The 19,606-nt window shown below is 29.9% G+C and carries 9 protein-coding genes; all 9 read left to right on the top strand.

The window, feature by feature from the left end; translation table 11 throughout:
* The first annotated feature begins 18 nt into the window (after window positions 1-18).
* The 9 genes from CW731_RS09515 to CW731_RS09475 all read left to right on the top strand — a co-directional run bounded on the left by CW731_RS09515 (window position 19) and on the right by CW731_RS09475 (window position 19,604).
* Complete coding sequence (locus CW731_RS09515) at window positions 19-10,497, top strand: T9SS type B sorting domain-containing protein (protein WP_100946504.1); 10,479 nt, start codon at window positions 19-21, stop codon at window positions 10,495-10,497.
* Window positions 10,498-10,502: 5 nt separating this feature from the next.
* A complete protein-coding gene (locus CW731_RS09510) occupies window positions 10,503-11,459 on the top strand; it encodes a type IX secretion system membrane protein PorP/SprF (RefSeq protein WP_100946503.1) in 957 nt (318 codons plus the stop codon).
* 219 nt (window positions 11,460-11,678) lie between these two features.
* Window positions 11,679-12,203 (top strand): dTDP-4-dehydrorhamnose 3,5-epimerase, encoded by a 525-nt coding sequence (gene rfbC / locus CW731_RS09505; protein WP_100946502.1) that lies wholly within the window; start codon window positions 11,679-11,681, stop codon window positions 12,201-12,203.
* A gap of 40 nt (window positions 12,204-12,243) precedes the next feature.
* A complete protein-coding gene (locus CW731_RS09500; RefSeq protein ID WP_100946501.1) occupies window positions 12,244-13,569 on the top strand; it encodes an oligosaccharide flippase family protein in 1,326 nt (441 codons plus the stop codon).
* A 222-nt stretch (window positions 13,570-13,791) separates the two neighbouring features.
* Window positions 13,792-14,808, top strand: a complete 1,017-nt coding sequence (locus CW731_RS09495; protein WP_157812217.1) for a hypothetical protein — start codon at window positions 13,792-13,794, stop codon at window positions 14,806-14,808.
* Window positions 14,805-15,890 (top strand): glycosyltransferase family 1 protein, encoded by a 1,086-nt coding sequence (locus CW731_RS09490; RefSeq protein ID WP_198519805.1) that lies wholly within the window; start codon window positions 14,805-14,807, stop codon window positions 15,888-15,890. The genes CW731_RS09495 and CW731_RS09490 overlap by 4 nt, the downstream gene beginning before the upstream one ends.
* Window positions 15,891-15,899: 9 nt before the next feature.
* Window positions 15,900-17,123 (top strand): O-antigen ligase family protein, encoded by a 1,224-nt coding sequence (locus CW731_RS09485; RefSeq protein ID WP_100946498.1) that lies wholly within the window; start codon window positions 15,900-15,902, stop codon window positions 17,121-17,123.
* A 4-nt stretch (window positions 17,124-17,127) separates the two neighbouring features.
* Window positions 17,128-18,252: a glycosyltransferase gene (locus tag CW731_RS09480; RefSeq protein WP_100946497.1), complete on the top strand. Its 1,125-nt coding sequence runs from the start codon at window positions 17,128-17,130 to the stop codon at window positions 18,250-18,252.
* Window positions 18,249-19,604, top strand: a complete 1,356-nt coding sequence (locus tag CW731_RS09475) for an undecaprenyl-phosphate glucose phosphotransferase (protein ID WP_100946496.1) — start codon at window positions 18,249-18,251, stop codon at window positions 19,602-19,604. Before CW731_RS09480 ends, CW731_RS09475 begins: the two co-directional genes overlap by 4 nt.
* Window positions 19,605-19,606 lie beyond the last annotated feature (2 nt).

The raw sequence follows: 19,606 nt of genomic DNA, 5'->3' as shown, positions 1-19,606 counted from the left end.
TAATTTCATACCCTAAGCATGAAAAAACTATTACAAAGCAGTAAATTACTGTTGTTTATATTAATTATTCAAACAGCAGGAGTCGATTTTTATTCTCAATCTAAAGATCAGCAAGTTCAAAAAACAGAAAAAGATACAAAAATTAACCGTGCAAAAGACATTGCGTTTAAGCAAAGGCTGTCTAACGGAGGTATCAATTTAAAAGGTGACATTACCTTTGTTGCCAACAGTATTGTTAGTAAACATCAAGATGGTACAAGAGCCAACGATGATTATAATGGTTATGACGGTAATGGTCTAATTAATATGGAATATATTGATATAGATTCTGACCCTAAAACATTCTCTTCAAGTAAATCTGCATTAGACTTACCAGGTTGTTCTAAAGTGGTTTTTGCAGGCTTGTATTGGGCAGCTGTATACCCAAGAAAACATTGGACTATTAATTATGGGGCAAGAGACACTGACTTTAATGAAATTAAATTTAAACTTCCAGGTGGGGAATATTTAGACATAACAGGAGATATTGTTTATGATGATGGTGAAGATGAATCAAAACCATATATGTGTTACAGTGATGTAACATCATTGGTTAGTTCATTAGGGGACCCTAATGGAGATTACTATGCAGCAAACATAAAAGCTACAGTAGGAAGGGATGATAGAGGACGTTTAGGTTCTTCTGGAGGTTGGATAATGGTTGTGATTTATGAAAATGAATTAGAGCCTAGTAGAAGAATTTCTATTTTTGATGGTTTTTCTAGTGTGGGTGGAGGAACAGAAGTTGACATTTCTTACTCTGGGTTTACGACCATTCCTAATGGACCCGTAAAGGCAAAAATGCTAGTTGCTGCTTTAGAAGGAGATAGAGCTATTCAAGGAGATCAGTTTAAAATGAAAGATATTTACGGTGTTTATCGAAACTTTTCTACTCCTTACTTAAACCCCGAATATAACTTCTTTAACGGTTCTATAACTTTAAATGATGCTTTTTTAAACGGAAGGGAACCGAGTAGTGAAAATACGTTAGGTTTTGATGCAGATTTATTTAGCATAAACAATGTAAATAATAGGCTAATTAGTAACGGACAAACAGAAGCAGCTATAAAATTTAAATCTACACAAGATGTGTATTGGGCTTTTTTAAATGCAATGAGTATTGATATTATAGAGCCAGATATAGAACTCATAAAAACAATTGACGACGGAAATAATAACGATATTTCTGGAGGTGATGTTGATTTAGGAGGATTAATTTGGTACAATATAAGTTTTAGAAACAAAGGAAATGACAATGCTTTAGGAACGGAATTAATAGATAGATTACCAAAAAATGTTGATTTAGTAGAATCAGATATAGTAGTGCCACCTGGCGTAACATACACTTATGAACCACCTGTTTCAGCCAATGAATTTAGAGGTGTTTTACGTTTTACAATTCCAGATGATTTAGTAGAAATTGGAGATCCTTTATACAATATTAGGTTAAAGGTTCAAGTTGTAAAAAACTGTAACGACTTAAGAGACGTTTGCTCTAACAGAATAGAAAACCAAGTAATTGCAAGTTATAGAGGTGAGAAAAGTCGTATAATTATAAATGAAGACCCTAGTTTTTATGGTGTAAATACATGTAATGTTGGATTGGTAGGGCCTTCCAATTTTTTAGCGGATGTATCTGGTTGTAGTTATGAAAGAGATGAGGTATTGTGTTCTGCAGATATAACTTTAACTGCAGGAAATGGTTTTATTTCTTATGAATGGAAAAATGAAGCAGGAGACGTTATTGGTAATAGTCAAAGTGTAACGGTGTTAAATACGGGTACTTATACTGTTAATAAGATTGCTCCTGTAGGTTGTATAAGTACCTCAGAAATAGTAAATGTAGTCTCTTTTAATGCACAAGAGAATCCGCTTTTAGCGTATGCAGATAAAATTAAAACGTGCCCCAATGATGGTAGTAAATTAACAGAAATATATTTATGTGGAGATGGAAGTATAAAAGAAATAGAAACAAGTATAGATAATTCAGACGCCATAATTTGGCAGAAATTAGATGAGAATTCTTGTGGTGCAGTAGTAGGTGAAGATTGTGCTAATGTAGATAACTCTTGTACTTGGAATACCGAAAAAACTGGCAATGATTTTACAGCAAAGGAACCTGGCCAATATAGGTTAGAAATTCGGTATCAAGGAAGATGTTTTAAACGTTTTTACTTTAATGTTTTTAAAGCTACTTTAACCCCACAAATTGTAACAAAAGACATTATTTGTGGTACTCCAGGAAGTATAACTGTTAACAACATACCAGATAATTATGAGTTTAGTCTAACAAATAGTGTTGGGTCTTTTCAAGATGACAATTTATTTAATATTGGAGCCTTAGGAAGTTATTCTCTATTTATTAGAAAAAAAGGAGGTTCTGCTACTTCATGTGTTTATACAGTTAACAATATCGATATTTTAGAAAAAAATATTGACGTAAAATTAATAACAGAACCTATTTTATGTTCAGATTCTAAGGGAGAAATTAGAGTTCAAGTAGACAATATACCTGGAGATTATACCTATAAATTAACAAAAGATGGAGCCGCTCTAGGAAATACAGGGCCTATTGCAGACAACGACCATAGTTTCGAAGTTTCTGAAGAAGGAGAGTATACCGTAGAAGTTACTGCCCCTAATAGTTGTGTTTTTGTTGGAAACGTTACTTTTACAAAGCCAACTCCTTTAGATTTTTCTGCGGTGGTTGTTAAAGATGTTAATTGTTCAGATGGTATTATAGAACTGAATACTTCTGGCGGTACACCTCTTTATAATTATGCAATTTGGTCTCATAACGGACTCGATTTTTATAGCTCACCAAACGATATTCCTATTGATGCTTTTTTTACAGGGAATAGCTACGACGTTAAAGAAGACAAGATAGGTACTTTTGAGTTTTTAGTAATGGATGCTAATAACTGTTGGGTTATTTCTAATGAAGTTACCATAGGCAAAGAACCAGATTTAATTTTTAAAGAAGATATTAAAAACAATAGTTGTTTTGAAGGATCTAATGGTAGCATCAGTCTTTCTGTAGACGGTAGTTTGCAAGGGTACACTTTAGAATATAGTATAGATAATGGTGTAAGTTACAAGCCTTCTGGTAGTTTTAATAATTTAGAATCAGGAGACTATACAATTAAAATTAATGCCTCTAAAGGTTTAGATGTTTGTACCTATGAGAAAAATATTACAGTTACAGAACCAGATAAATTAAAAGGTGCAGCCAGTTTAACCAAAGAATATACTTGCGAAGGTTTTGGTGAAATATCTTTTGATACTCCTTCTGGAGGAACAGCTCCTTATAAATTTAGTATAGATGGTAGTAATTATGTGTCACAAAAAACATTTTCAGGGCTATCTGAAGGAACCTATTCTTTAGCTATTAAAGACGCTAATAAATGTGTTTTAAAATTACAAGATATAGAACTTAAACCATTACCAATTACACCTGTATTTACTTCAGATATAACTTATAACTGTTCTGGTGAAGGTACAATTACGGTATTGCCTTTAGACACTTTTTATACTTATAGTATTAATGGCGGTGCCGCAACAAACAATAATGTGTTTGATAAATTACCTTCAGATACGTATACAATAGCGGTTAATTATGGGTCTAAATGTGTAGAAACTTTTACAGCTGTAGTTAAACCGAATAAGGCTTTTGCTGGTGAGGTTTTAAGTACCAGAAATGTAAAATGTAATTTGGGTTCAGATGGAGAAATAAAACTTTCTGTAGAAAACTTCAATGCTAGTTTTGAATATTCTTTAAACGGAGGAAGTTGGATTCCTGCAACAAGTTCTCCTGTAACTATTAGTGGTTTAGATGCAAGAGATTATTCAATACAAATAAAGTCAGATTCTTGTATTTTAGACCTTGGAACCAAAACTATTTCAGAGCCAACAAAAATAACAGTTGCTGCTACAGTTACAACTAATTTATCTTGTAAAGGTGCAGATGCAATTATAACACCAACCGCTTCAGGCGGAACACCTCCTTATGAATTTAGTATAGATAATGGGGCAACATGGTTAAATAAATTTTCTAACTTAGATGCAGGTACGTACACAATACAAGCAAAAGATGCCAGTAGCTGTGTTGCTGCAACTACTGCTACAATTAAAATAGAACCTACATCAGCTTTAGAATATACAACAACAAGTACCCAATGTTACGATGGTTCTAATGGAGAAATAGAGGTTACGGTTACCAAAGGAAATGAAAACTATCTATTTAGTATTAATAATGGCCCTTGGCAATTACCAGAGAGTACAACCTCTAATACGTATACATTTAAAAACTTACTACCTAATTCTTACACCATAAAAGTTAAAGACAAGTTAGACTGTGAAGTTACTACCTCAAATCATGTTATATTACCGCAATTAAATGCAACAGTACTTACAAATGATGTAAACTGTATAGATGGTAATATTACCGTAAATGCTACTGGCGGAGACGGAAATTACGTGTATGCATTTGTAGTAAAGGGAACTACTGTAACAGCAACTAATTTTGGAAACACAAACACAAAAGCCATTACGGCAGCTGGTGATTTTGATGTGTATGTAAGAGATAAAGCAGGATTAGGTGATTATTGTGAGTTTGTTAAAACAGTAACCATTAGTAAAACACCAGATTTAGGAGTTGTTGCAACTTCAACAGACCCTAAATGTTTTGGAGAAAAAGGAAAAATAGAGGTTGCTATTTCTGGAGGATTAGCACCATATAAAATTGAAATTAGCAATACATCTGGATATTCAGAAACTATAAACAATTACTTTAATACAACAAGAGATTTTATAAACCTTTTGGGAGGAGATTACACTGTTAAAATTACTGGAAGTGATAGTTGTATAGAAACAACAACAGCTACAATTGTAACACCAATAGCTTTAGAGGCTGTTATAAGTCCTATATTACCACCTGGTTGTGAAGCCGATTCTTCAAACTTTGGTTTCGAATTTGTAGTAACTAATTCATATGCCCCATATACTTTACAATACAGTAAAGATAACGGTGTTAATTGGTTACCATCACCAATTTTTATGGATATTCCTTCTGGTACAGAGGTGTTTCCGGCAATTAGAATTGTGGAAGCAGACGGAACCACCTTAAGATGTGAAAAGCTTTTAGACTCCTACACTATTCCGTATCCAGTTTCAAATTTAGTAGTAAGTGCCGATGCAGGAGGGACTTGTGCAGATGGGTTTAGCGTTATTGTAGAGGCAAAAGATGGTTTTGGACCTTATCAATTTGCTATTAATTCGGATACAAATTGGCAAACGCCAAGTCCATCAAATTCAGATCAATTTACATTTACCAACCTTACTCCTGGTTTAAGTTATGTGTTTTATGTAAAAGATGCTACTGGTTGTATAAAACAAAATAGTGTAGATGTGTATGATTCATACACACCAGACATTAAAGTTACAGGAAACGTAACAAAAGATGCTTGCTTTACTTCAGATACAGGAGAAGTTTCCTTTTCTATTGATGATTCGTTAAAGCCGTTAACTGGACAAATAGATTGGGAGTTGTTTGATGCAGTAACTGTTACTTCTATTAAAAGTGGAAATCAGTTAGATACAAGTGATATTACTGTTTCAAACTTAGCATCAGGAGATTATTATATGGTAATTACTCAGGGTGCAAGTTGTTCTTGGGGAAGTAAAACGATTTCTATAAAAAGAGGTGCAGAAATAGTTGGTACCGTATCAAATTCTAGAGATATTACATGTGCGCTACCTGGTTTGGTAGAAATTAGTACTATTAAAGGTGGTTTTGGTGGTTATGAATTTACGCTTAGTAGTCCTAATTTTAAAGCAGATATTGTAAGTTCTAATCTATTTATAGAAGTTCCTTTAGCAAATATTGATATCCTAACAGATCCTATAGTAATTACTGTAAATGTAACAGATGCTTCAGGTTGTGCAAAAGATTTAGGTACTGTTGATATGTTAGTTAGCGAAAGCCCAGAGATAGCTTCTGTAAAAGCTAATAGTTGCGATACAGACAAAACAATAGAAGTTTCTGGAGATAAAGGATTAACACCTTACTATTATTCTATAGATGGTGGTGCAACTTATCAAACTTTATCATTATTTAATAATTTACCAGCAGATGATTATACAGTAAAAATAAAAGATAGCAATGGTTGTGAAAGTGGTACACAGATCGTAACCATAGTACCTACTTTAGTTTTTGAAGCAACTATAACAAAAAATTTAGATTGTTCTCCGTCTCCAAATGCTGAAGTTGTAATTAATGTAAAGAATGGTTCTGGTGATTATGATTTTGAAGTAAAAAATAGTTCAGGTCCTGGTAGTATCTCAAAAGGGAAGCTAACAACGAACCCACAAACTATTAGTTTACAAAATGCAGGTGAATATGAGATTATTGTATACGATAATAACGCAAGTGATGCTTTAGGTAATAGTTGCCCTAAAACAATACCAGTTAAAATATTAGAGGTAGCTTCTCCTACTTTTAGTTATACCGTTACAGATAGTTCTTGTAGTGGTAGTAATTCAGGCACAATAGCTTTAACAAACTTAAACAAAAGTGTAGATTATACGTATAGCATCAATCCTGTTTCAGGAACTTTCGATATTCCTTCAAATAGTTTTATAAATGTAAAACCAGGAGACTATACAATAAAAGCTGTAGGTTCTAATGAATGTAGCACTAATCAAACAACTATTAAGGTTAACGAATTTGATGCAATTGTAGTACCAACACCAACGGTAACCGAATTTTTATGTGCTAAAGAAAACACAAATGAAAATGCTAGTATTTCTATAGATACTTCTTCAATTACTGGTGGAAGTGGTTCTTATACAATATTCGAGTTTATAGACAATAAAGGAACGCCAGAGATTACAGATGATATTATCGTTCAAAGAGGAAAGGAAGCCATTTATTTTTCTAATAATAAGAACGGCGGAAATTATACTATAAATGTATATGATGCTAGTGGCTGTATAGGAACTACAAACGCAAGTATTAAACCTTTTGCAGAAATATCTTCAGTAGCAGTTACAGTCGATAAAAAATTAGATTGTGCAACAGGCGAAAAATTAACAATAACCTATACATCTACATTACCAATACCAAACGTAAGTTATACAATTACAGGTATTAAAGGTTTTACTGATACAAACAATACGGGTGTTTTTACAGATTTACCAGAAGATACGTATACGGCTTCAGTTACTAATCTAACAACAGGTTGTAGTTTAGAAACCAGTCATATAGTAAAAGAAGTTGCTAAATTTCAATTAGAAGTTAATACACTAAATGATGTTTCTTGTTTTGGAAGCAAAACTGGTAAAATTTCATTCAATTTTAGCGCATCTACACCTTATTCAGGTGCTTATAGTTATGTTCTGTATAACAGTGTTTCTGGAAACGCAACATTATTATCAGGAACTTCGTCAGGAGGAGTAACGGTTGTTAACGCTTTAGAAGCTGGTGAGTATTATGCACAGATAAAAATGACAGACACACCTTTTTGTGACGTAAAATCTGAAGTGTTTAGCATAGAAAACCCAGTAAGTGTCTTAGATTTTACCATTACTAAAAAAGAAATAGATTGTAATACTGCTACAAGTGGTGCAATTTTAATTAATGCTACTGGTGGTTGGGGAGAATACCAATACAAGGTAACTACTTCTTCAGGAAGTATTGTTAAAGATTTTAATGCTAATAATTCTATAGAAAATCTGCCAGCAGCTACGTACAATGTAATTGTTAAAGATAAAAATGGTTGCGAGGTTACTAAAAGTATAGCGTTAAAAAACCCAACACCAATCGCTGCAACTTGGTCAGAAACACAATCAATAGTTTGTAATGGAGGTCTTGGTGCTGAAATTACAGTTGATGTTGCTTCTGGCGGACAAGGAAATCCACCAAATTACTGGTATCAAATCCAAAAAAATGGAGAAAGTATTTCAGTAAAACAAAGTTCAAATATTTTTAAGAACTTATCTTCTGGAGCGTATACAGTAACTGTTTCAGATGATTTTTCTTGTACTTTAACACTGCCGGTTTCCATAAGTCAACCAACAAAAGTAGTTACAAAAGTTGCTGTAACAAATTCAATTTCTTGTTTGGTTACTTTAACCTCTGTAGAAGTTTCTGCAGCAGGAGGCTCTGGTGGCTATACCTACAGTTCAGACGGAATTAACTTTGTAAGTAGCAATGTTTTTAACGTCGGTCCAGGCAATCATCAGTTTTATGCAAAGGATAAAAACGATTGTGTTTCAGAAGCTTCAGCAACTATTAATACACAAGCGGTAACACCATTATCTGCTGTGTTAAATGTAGAAGCATCTCTAATAAGTTGTGCAACAGAAGAAAATGCAATTATTTCTGCAATAGCCTCAGGAGGTTTAGGTAATTATAAGTTTGAGTTATTAAACAGTACTGATGTGGTTCTTAGACCAAAGCAAACATCAAATATATTTGATAATCTAGGCGCTGGAACCTATAAAATTAAAGTTACCAGTGAAGATTGTGAGTTTACAACGCTGCCAACTACAATTGTAGAACCAAAACTATTAGAATTAACAGCTCCTACAGAAGTGGAAAATGTTACGTGTTTTGAAGGGAAAAATGGAACGATAACAATTAATGCAAAAGGAGGAACAGGTAATTTAATTTATAGTATAGATGAAGTTAAATATGTAAATACGAATAAGTTTACAAATCTATCTGCAGGAACTTATAATGTAATTGTACAAGATGAAAGTGGTTGTTTTATTATGGAAACAGTTATTATTAAAGAGCCTTTAGCTCTTGTAGCTTCTGTAATTAATGTAACCGAAGAAACCTGTTTTGAAGATGATGATGGATCTTTTTCTATAAAAATTGAAGGAGGAACAGCACCTTATAAAACAAAGTTAAACAACGGTGTTTTTGTAGAAGGTAAACTCGACTTTACGAATCTATTAGGAGGAAAGACTTATACTGTTTTTGTTGAAGACACGAGCGGTTGCGAAACTTCTGTAACTGTTACTTTACAAAAAGGAGTCGATTTAAATCTAACTACAGACACCACATTAAATTGTAAGAATTACTTAACCACAATAAGTGCATCTGTAGCGCCTTCTTTGGCAAGTAATGTGCTGTATTCTTTAGATGGAGGTACTGCGCAAGCTTCAGGAGAATTTAAAGATTTAGCAACAGGTATTTATAAACTTACGGTTTTGCACACTAATGGTTGTAAAATTGAAAAAGATATTAATATAGATAACCCAGATCCTTTATTGTTTGACGGACCAATACAAGTCGTAAATAATCTATGTTACGGTGAAAGCGATGGTTCGATAACGATGAATGCAAAAGGAGGAAGAGGCGATTACTTGTATAGTATCGATGGTATAAATTATAAAACGACAAATGTTTTTAGTAATTTACTTGCAGGAACTTACACTGTTTTTGTAAAAGATGATTTGGGCTGTGAACCAATTAAAGAAACGGTAATTATTAAAGAGCCTTTAGAATTAATTGTTACACCAAAGAATATTGTTGAAGTTACTTGTAGTACAGATTCTAATGGTTCTTTTGAATTGGATATTTCGGGAGATGAAGCACCTTATTTTACAAAATTAGATGAAGGTACTTTTGTAGAAAATCAGTTTTCTTTTTCAAATTTAGAGGGAGGAAAAACATATAAAGTTGTGGTTAAAGGTAAAAATGGATGTGAGAAGACTGTTGCTGTTACGCTACAGCCATCAATAAATTTAATCTTATCCCCAAATCTCGTATATACATGTGCAGATGGTGCTACTATTTCCTCAAGAATAGTAAATTCTGAATATCAAAACGAAATTACCTATACAATTAATGGTTTAAATCCGCAAAGTCATGGTGTTTACAAGCATTTAGCTCCAGGAACCTATGAGATAAAAGCAACCCATGTAAAGGGATGTTTTGTAACTTCAGAAATAATAGTTGAAGATATTGGTACGCTTGAACTAGTTATAGATACAGCTACTAAGAATACGCTAATTGCAGACTCTTACGGAGGAACACCACCTTATACTTTTAGTTTAAATGGCGGAGAATTTGATACTAATAATGTTTTCTTAATTCATGTTACCGAAGAGTATACAATAACAGTTAAAGACGCTAGAGGTTGTGAGGTTTCGACAAAAGTAAAAGGAAACTTTATCCCAATTATGATTCCAAATTTCTTTACACCAAATAATAATAATGAAAACGATTATTGGTATCCAGAAGAAGTAGAATCATATCATAATTTAAGAGTTTCCATTTATGATAGGTATAGTAGGTTGTTAAAAGAATTTACAGGAATTCAACAAGGTTGGGATGGAATTTACAATGGTAAACCAATGCCAACAGGAGATTATTGGGCGATTATCTATTACACAGATAGCCTAGGTGCTGAACAGAAAATAATAAGAAACTTTACCCTTTATAGATAATAATTATGAGGAAAATATATATAATTTTTTTATGCTTAATAAGCAGTTTAGGTTTATTTGGTCAGGAAAATAACTTGCCTCAATACCTTAACTACATGGGGGATAGCCCTTTTATTATTACGCCTGCATATGCAGGAATAGGTTCTGGGTTAAGAGTTAGAGTAAACGGAATGTCTCAATGGTTAGGGGTTAAAAATGCACCAGAAACAGCTTCAGTTTCAATAGAAAATAGAATTGGAGATAGATTTGGTACCGGCCTAGTAGTATTTAATGATAAAAATGGAAACACCTCTCAGCAAGGTGTAAAGTTAACTTTTGCGAGCCACTTAACTTTAAGTAGGTTTAATGATAGTTTTTTCTCTTTTGGTCTTACTTATAGCTATAATATGTTTAAAATTGATACAGGTAAATTTTCTAGTCCAGATTCTTCTGTATCAGATAATAGGAACATAAATTCGTCTAATTTTGATGTAAGTTTTCTATATAGATTTAACCACTTTGGTACCAGTTTAAATATTTCTAATCTCTTAAATAAAGATAAGAATAGGTATCTAAATGGAGAGCCTTTGGTTTCACGAAGGTATTCTTCATTTAGTTATTACATTTTTAATAAATTTTCTGCCGATTATGAATTAGAGCCTTCTATTTTTATTGAACATTTTGAGGCTGATAAAAGATCTAGAACAGATCTTAATATTAAACTTAGAAAAAAAACAAGCAATGGATATATTTGGGCGGGTCTTAGTTATAACTTTTTAAATGATCAATTTTTTACACCAAATAGTATTGCGCCAATAGTGGGGGTAAAAAGAGGCGATTTATATCTTTCTTATGGCTTTGGTATTAATACAAACAAAATACAAGCCTTTAATGTTGGTTCTCATATGATTACTATAGGTTTCGACTTTGTTAGAAGTGCGAGTGCAGCAAGATGTACTCAGAAATACTATATTTTTCAGTAGAAATAATTAAAGCTCTTTTTCTTACAATAATTATCTAATTTTTTAGTTAGTTATTCTAATATGCTAAAAAAAATGAAATTTAATAATTTCAACCACTAAAATTGTATGTTTGTCTCTTAAAATAATTATAAACTAGTAACAATAATTATTTTAAAACGGAAATAAAGAATACGAAGTTCGATAAGAACTTAATACGATAATTGAAATTGTTAAAATTTAATGAAAGTAATAGAAACATTTCTAAAAGGTTGTTTTATCATAGAACCAAAAATTTTTGGAGATAACAGAGGAAGTTTTTTCGAGGTATTTAATAAGAAAATATTTAAAGAAGAAACAGGTCTAGATATCGATTTTGTACAAGACAATCAATCGACTTCTCAGAAAGGAGTATTAAGAGGTTTGCACATGCAAAAAGGAGCATTTGGGCAAGCAAAACTGGTGAGAGTTGTAAAAGGAAAAGTCTTAGATGTAGCGGTTGATGTAAGAAAAGATTCCCCAACTTACAGAAAACATTTTTCAATAGAATTATCTGAAGAAAATAACAAACAACTGTTTGTGCCTAGAGGCTTTTTACATGGTTTTATAACTTTAGAAGACAATACCATTTTTTCTTATAAGTGCGATAATTATTATAATAAGGAATCTGAAATTGGAGTTACTTATAATGATTTAGATTTGAATATTGATTGGATATTGAAAGAAGAGGAAATTATTACTTCTGTTAAAGACGGAAAACTTGAATAATTAAGTTGGAAGTTATTTTTCTTCGAGAAACAACCAAAAAATGAAAAAGTATCTAAGCACAATTAAAAATAATGACAAAGACTTATTTGAGCTAATTAAAAAAGGAGGGTTAAATTTTATTTTTTATGGTTTAAATTTATGTATCGTTTATTTTTTGGCAATACTTATTACAAAATTTTACGGAGCAGCGGCTTATGGGCGCTATTCAATCATAAAGTCATTAATTTTAGTTTTCATAATTTTTAATACTTTAGGTTTAAATACATTTGCCACAAAACTTTCATCAGATAGAAATCATTTTGATAAGGGACTTTTTAAAACTGACTTTTTTAAGAAATCGTACTACATACTAATTTTTACTTCAATAATTTTCACTGCAATTCTATTGGTATTTAAGAGGGAAATTGCAATCTCAATATTTGGAGATCAGAATTTGGAAATCTATTTAACTTACTTTCCATTTATTCTTGTATTTGCAGTGTTTTTGAACTATAATAGTAATGTTTTAAAAGGACAAGGGAAAATTTTAGCATTCTCTATTGTTAGTTCATTTTTAAACAACTTAGTTTTTATAACGGCCCTAATATTTGGGTATCTTTTTTTCTCTAAAAGCGAACTATTTTTGGTTCTAAGCCTATTTATAAGTTTTGTTATTGCTTTTTTTGCATCAATCTTTAAAATTTTGCCTATTCGCTATTCTAAGCCTTATAAAGAGAGTAGATATAGTATGCTTTTGAAAGAAAGCTTTCCAATGATGCTAAGTTCATCAATGATTTTTATAATTTTTTCTGTAGATACTTTAATGTTAGGCTACTTTGATTCTAGTGAAAATGTAGGGATATATAGAATTGTTACTCAAGTTTCTGGTCTAAATGCAATCTTTTTAATCATTTTTGGGGCGGTTGTTGGTCCTAAAATATCAAATTTCTTTTCAGAAGGAAGAACCTCTGAAATTAAACCGCTAATAGTAAAATCTTCTAAAATTGTACTTTGTGTTACTTTTCCAATTTTAATCTTAATTCTAATTTTTTCAAAAGATATATTACTTTTTTTTGGAGAAGAGTACTTAAAGGCTGTCGAGGCAGTTGTAATACTTTCTATCTGTCAATTTCTGTATGCGACTTCTGGTTTTGTAGATTTAATTTTAAATATGACAGGGAAACAGAAGGTTTTTGGAATAATAACATTCTTAGCCGCTACCATAAACATTATTCTTAATTTAATATTGATTCCAAAATATGGTATAACAGGTGCTGCTATTTCTACTGGCTTTTCAATATTATTAACTAATGGATTGGGTATAATTTATGTGAAAAAGAATTATAATTTTTTACCTTTTTATATACCATTTGTTAAAACAAAATAGATGACTATAAATAAGGTAAAAATGCTTTCAGTTAAGAGTTTCTTGTTTGTTTTATTTGTAGTTTTTTGTATACAATTTACAGAATTAAAAATTGATGTAATAAAATTATCTGAATTACTGTTATTATTAATTACACCATTTCTGTATTTGAGGAAAAGTGTAAATAAATGGAGCTTGTCTTTTTTAAGTCTATTTACTTTTTGGTTATTAATATCTATAGCGATGAATCCTTTTAGAGATTTTTTTCTACTTAAAAGTGTATCTATCTTAAAGAGACCATATCTTATAAGTTTAGGAAGATACTTAGAATTAATTTCATGTGTTAATTTAGCTACTTTGGTATATTTGTTTTTAAAAGATAAGACAAAGCAACAAATAAGTGTTTATATAAAATATATTTTTAATTTTTGTTTGCTTTTCGCTTTATTAAATACAATTATTTTTGCTTTATTAAAGTTTAATTTTATCGATGAAAGCAATCACTTATACTATGACCATGGAATAAGATTAAAAGGGTGGTATGTAGAGGGTGGACCTTATGGCTTAATGGTTTCTTTTACATTTATATTAACGTTCTTTTACAAGAATAAATATCACATACTAAGTAGGTTTTTTCTAGTGTTTGTAGTTTTTTTTCTTGCAAGATCAAAAGCAGGTATAATTTTAATTATAACTTGGTATATTTTAATATATTATAAGATAGCTTATTACAAGTTGAGAGAACTAAACATAGTGGTTATTATAATAGGAGGTCTTTTGGTTTCTTTAGTCATAGTAAAATTAGGTGACGGCTATATTAATGACATTGTAAATGTTAAAAGGGAGATGAAAGAGCGACCAAGAGATGTTAACCTGGTCATGGGGAGAATTGCAGGGTTATTTATTTTCCCAAAAATGGTGTCTGAAAATCCTGTTTTTGGAATTGGTTTAGGAAATTATCCAATTATGAGGAATAACCCACAATATTTAGGCTTCATACCCCGAAGTCCAACGGGCAAAACTGATGCTCATGGTTATGGAGGTTTAGTTCAGTTACTTGTAGATGGAGGTCTTGTTATTCTAATACTGTTTTTATTTATTATTTATAAATTATTTATAAAATTAAAAAATAGAGGAGAGGATGATGAAAAATATTTGCTAATATTTTTATTCTTCTTTGTTTTTGGTGTTCAAATATACTTCCTATATCCATGGATCTTATTGGGGGTTTTAATGTCTTTATCAATAAAAAAGGTATGAAAGAAAAAATTGTTATTGATGCTCGAATGATAAATAATTCAGGAATAGGAACCTATTTGAAGAATATTATTCCATTTTTTATAGATAAGTTTAACGTAGTATTACTTGGTGACAAAAAACAATTAGTAGTTTTTGAAAACAAAGAAAAAAATAATATTATAAGTTTTTCAGCAAAAATATATTCTATAGAAGAACAATTAGCATTTCCTTTTGTAATACCAAGCTGTAATATTTTTTGGTCACCTCATTTTAATACTCCTATCTTTCCGACGAAAGCAGGTAAATATATTACTACGATACATGATGTGAATCATTTAGCTTTCGATGGAAAAATAAATTATTTAAAGAAAAAATATGCAAAATTTTTATATTTAAATGCGTTAAATAAAAGTGATAAAATTATTACTGTTTCTAATTTTTCTAAAAATGAAATAATTAGGTTCCTAAAACCTAAAAATAACTGTTTAAATGTTATTTATGGAGGAGTAAATGCGTCTTTTTTTAACACTAATAATAAAGATATTAACTTTAAATTGCCTGAGAAATATATTCTTTTTGTAGGAAATGTAAAACCACACAAAAATTTAATAACGTTATTTGAAGCATATGTAAAACTGCCAAAAAATATTAAAGAGAAATATCAATTATTAATTTTAGGTAAGAAAAATGGCTTTATTACACCAGATAAAAAAGTTTTCAAATTTATTGAAGATAATGATCTTTCTAAGAATATTGTATTTACTGGTTTTGTAGAAGATAAATTTTTACCATTAATTTATAAAAAAGCAGCCCTTTTTGTTTTTCCTTCTTTATATGAAGGTTTTGGTTTGCCTATCTTAGAATCTATGGCTTCAAAAACGGTAGTTTTAAGCTCTAGCTATGCAAGTTTACCTGAGGTTGGTCAAGATTGTGCTATTTATTTCGATCCTAAAAACAGTGTAGACTTGAAAGAAAAAATTGTAGAAGTTTTAAGTAATGATACTTTAAGAGAATTATATATAGGAAAAGGATATATACACTCTAAAAAATTTTCTTGGAAAATTTCTGCAGAAAAACATATAAATTTATTTAAAACTTCATAGTAAATAAGTATGAAAACGATAAGTTTAAAAAATATATGGACTCTAGTTTTATCTCTAATAGCTGCATTTCCTCTTCTACCAAAAGTGGTTGAAAGTATTTTAATGATTGTTTTTTTTATTTTATCTATTATCTTGTATTTTAAAAGAGATAAAGGAATTCTAAAACACAATAATAACCTTAAAGATATCCTTTTATTATCCTCATTGTTTGTTATATACTTGTTAAGTAGTTTGTATAGTGATAACTATGTAGAAAGTCTAAGATTTATCATTTTGGCAGCACCTATTTTAATGTTTCCTTTATGTTTAGGGTTCTTTTATGATACAGAAATTTCTTCTAAACAGTTTAGAAGAATTAAGATTGTTTATATTACCTCACTTTTTTTGTCATTACTAATAACTCATTTTCACCTAAGTTATACAGTAACCGATACTATTTCTAATTGGAATTATAGGAATCTATTTGAAGACTATACTAGAGTTCATGGAACTTACTACTCACTGTGGATCGGTTTTGGAATATTAATTTTAATTAACGAAATCTTTAAGAAAAAGAGGTCTAATAGAATTTTCTATTATTTACCATTTCTAGTTTTAATTGGTTATTTTTTTTATTGGCAAATTACAATAGCTGCTAGACTACCATTATTTATTACTTCAATTTTAGGTATGTTGTATATAGTAAAACAACTAAAAAAAACACATAGATTGCTTATTATAAGCCTTTTCGGTTTTGCATGTGTGTTTTATATTTTTTTAAAATTCGATTCGATTAAAAGTAAAATTAAGTTTGACCTTCCTGAAGGTAAATATGCGTTACAACATAAAGATATGACAAGTGAAGAAATTAGGACAGGAATATACTACTGTTCTACTTCTTTAATTAAAAATTCATTATTGTTTGGTTATGGAGTTGGTGATGTAAATGATCAGCTTAATATTTGTTATAAGCAAAAAATTAAAAGTGATGTTTATCAATTATTTCATTATAATTCTCACAACCAGTATTTTCAAGTATTTTTAGCAGCTGGTCTTTTTGGTATTTTATTTTTCTTTTTTAATATTTTTAATATTTTTAATATTTCAATTAGAAATAAAGATGAATTATTTATTATGTTTAATTTGTTATTATTTACAGGTTTTTTAACAGAGAATATACTTAGTAGACATGATGGGGTAATATTTTATAGTTATTTTGTAAACCTATTTTATTTTCAAAAACGCAAACGTTAAGTTCATGAAGGTTGCAATAATACATTATTGGTTTATTACTAGAAGAGGTGGAGAGAAAGTGGTAGAGTCTATCTTAAAAATTTATCCAGAAGCAGATATATACACACTGTTTTATGATATAGACACTTATGGAGACTATTTAAAAGGACATAATATATATACTTCTAAATACAATACTCCTTTTTTTAGAAAACATTATCAGAAAATATTTCCTCTTTATCCCTCTGCAGTAAAATCATTAAAACTTAAAGAAGACTATGATTTGATTATATCTTCAGAATCTGGTCCTGCAAAAGGAATTAAAATTAATAAGAAAGCGAAACATATTTGTTACATACACAGCCCTATGAGGTATTGTTGGGGTTATACAGATACATACTTAAAATCGATAAACCCTTTTCTTAGGCCTATTGCAAATTTCTTTTTTAATAGATTAAAAAATTGGGACAAAACAACAATTGAAAATGTAGAATTGTACATCGCAAACTCACTTAATGTGGCAAAAAGAGTACAACACTTTTATAATAAGGAAGCGAAAGTAGTTTACCCTCCAATTGCACAAAACCTATTTAAAAAACCATTAAATTTAAAAATTAAGAAAGAATATTTTTTAAGTTTTGGGGCAATAACTCCATATAAAAAAGTAGATTTGTTAGTGGATTGTTTTAATAAAAATGGTGAAAAGCTAATTATTATTGGAAATGGATCAGAAAAAGAGAAACTAGTTAGAAAAGCGAATAAGAATATTCAATTTAAAGGTTTTTTAGAAGCATCTGAATTGGAACATTATATTCAGAAATCGAAAGCATTGGTTTTTCCTGGTGAAGAAGATTTTGGCATGATACCTTTAGAAGTCATGTCATTTGGCATACCAGTAATTGCTTATAAAAAAGGAGGGGCTTTAGAGACGGTGGTAGAGAATAAAGATAATATCCAAGAATCTTCAGGAATATTTTTTGAAGAACAAAACTTGAAGTCTTTACAAAATGCTTTAGATTTTTTTAAGACAATAGAAAAACATTTTAATCCTTTATGGATTAGAAATCACGCAAAAAAATTTGAAGAACAGAATTTTCTGAAGCACTTTAAGTATGAAGTAAAGAAAATGTTACAAACAAAAGAAAATTGAAAAAAAGATACTCTTTCTTAATTAGGCCTTTGCAAATAATATTAGATGTTTTTGTTATTAATATTATAGTATATTTAATCTTTGATAAAGAGTATTTAAACACTTCTTTTTTATCTTATATTTCCTTTTTTTGGCTGATTATCTCTTATTTTTTTGGCTTTTATAAAGTATACCGATATACAAGTATTCTAAGAGTTTTTACGCTCTTAGGAAAACAATTTTCAATTTTTATTTTAGGGTATTTTGCATATTTTGGTGTTTTTCGAGAAGGAGATATTGTTCATAATCAGTTTTTAATTTTATTTTCTATTATTTTAAGTATTTCTACAGTTAAATTTATGTGGCTTTTGTTATTAAAAAAATATAGAGCACTTGGTAATAATTTTAGAACAACTATTGTTGTTGGTTTTGATGATTCTGCAAATAATATTATTAAACTTTTTGAAAGTAAATCTAATTTAGGATATAAGTACTTAGGTTTCTTTTCTGATAAACCTTATAAGAATAACAATTATTTAGGAGACTTAGAAAATGTTTTTAAATATGTTAAAGAGAATGTTGTAGATGAAATCTATTGTTCTCTAACCTCTTTAAGTAAAGATCAAATAAAAAATATTAATAAGTTTGCTATTGATGAAAATATTGTTTTAAAATTGATACCTAATTCCAGTGAATTGTATAGTAAAAACCAAAGTGTAGAGTATTATGATGATGCTATAATGGTTTTAAATGTAAATAAACTTCCTTTTGAATTTGCTGAAAATTTTTATATAAAGAGAGTTTTTGATATATTATTCTCTCTATTTGTAATTGTCTTTATTTTGTCTTGGTTATTGCCAATTTTGTGGGTTTTAGTAAAGTTAGAATCAAAAGGGCCTTTAATATTTAAACAAGGTAGAGAGGGTATAAATGGAAGTGAGTTTATATGTTATAAATTTAGATCTATGAAAGTTAATGAACAATCTGATAAAATTCATGCAACCAAGAATGATGTTAGAGTTACTAGGATAGGTGCGTTTTTAAGGAAAACTAGTATGGATGAATTACCTCAGTTTTTTAATGTCTTGTTAGGCAACATGAGTGTTGTTGGTCCAAGACCACATTTAGAAAGCCTTTCTTTAGAATATCAAAAAGATGTAGATGATTATTTAAAAAGACATATTGTTAAACCAGGTATCACAGGTTTGGCACAAATAAGTGGCTATAGAGGAGAGATAAAGAGAAAAACAGATATAAAAAACAGAGTACGTTTAGATATATTTTATATCGAAAACTGGTCTTTTTTCTTAGATATTAAAATTATTATTCAAACTGTTTTAAATGTTTTTAAAGGAGAAGAAAAAGCTTATTAGTT

The organism is Polaribacter sp. ALD11 (genome assembly GCF_002831685.1).
GTDB lineage: Bacteria > Bacteroidota > Bacteroidia > Flavobacteriales > Flavobacteriaceae > Polaribacter.
Note: the sequence above shows the minus strand (reverse complement) of the source record. Positions and strands in the feature narration are given on the sequence as shown.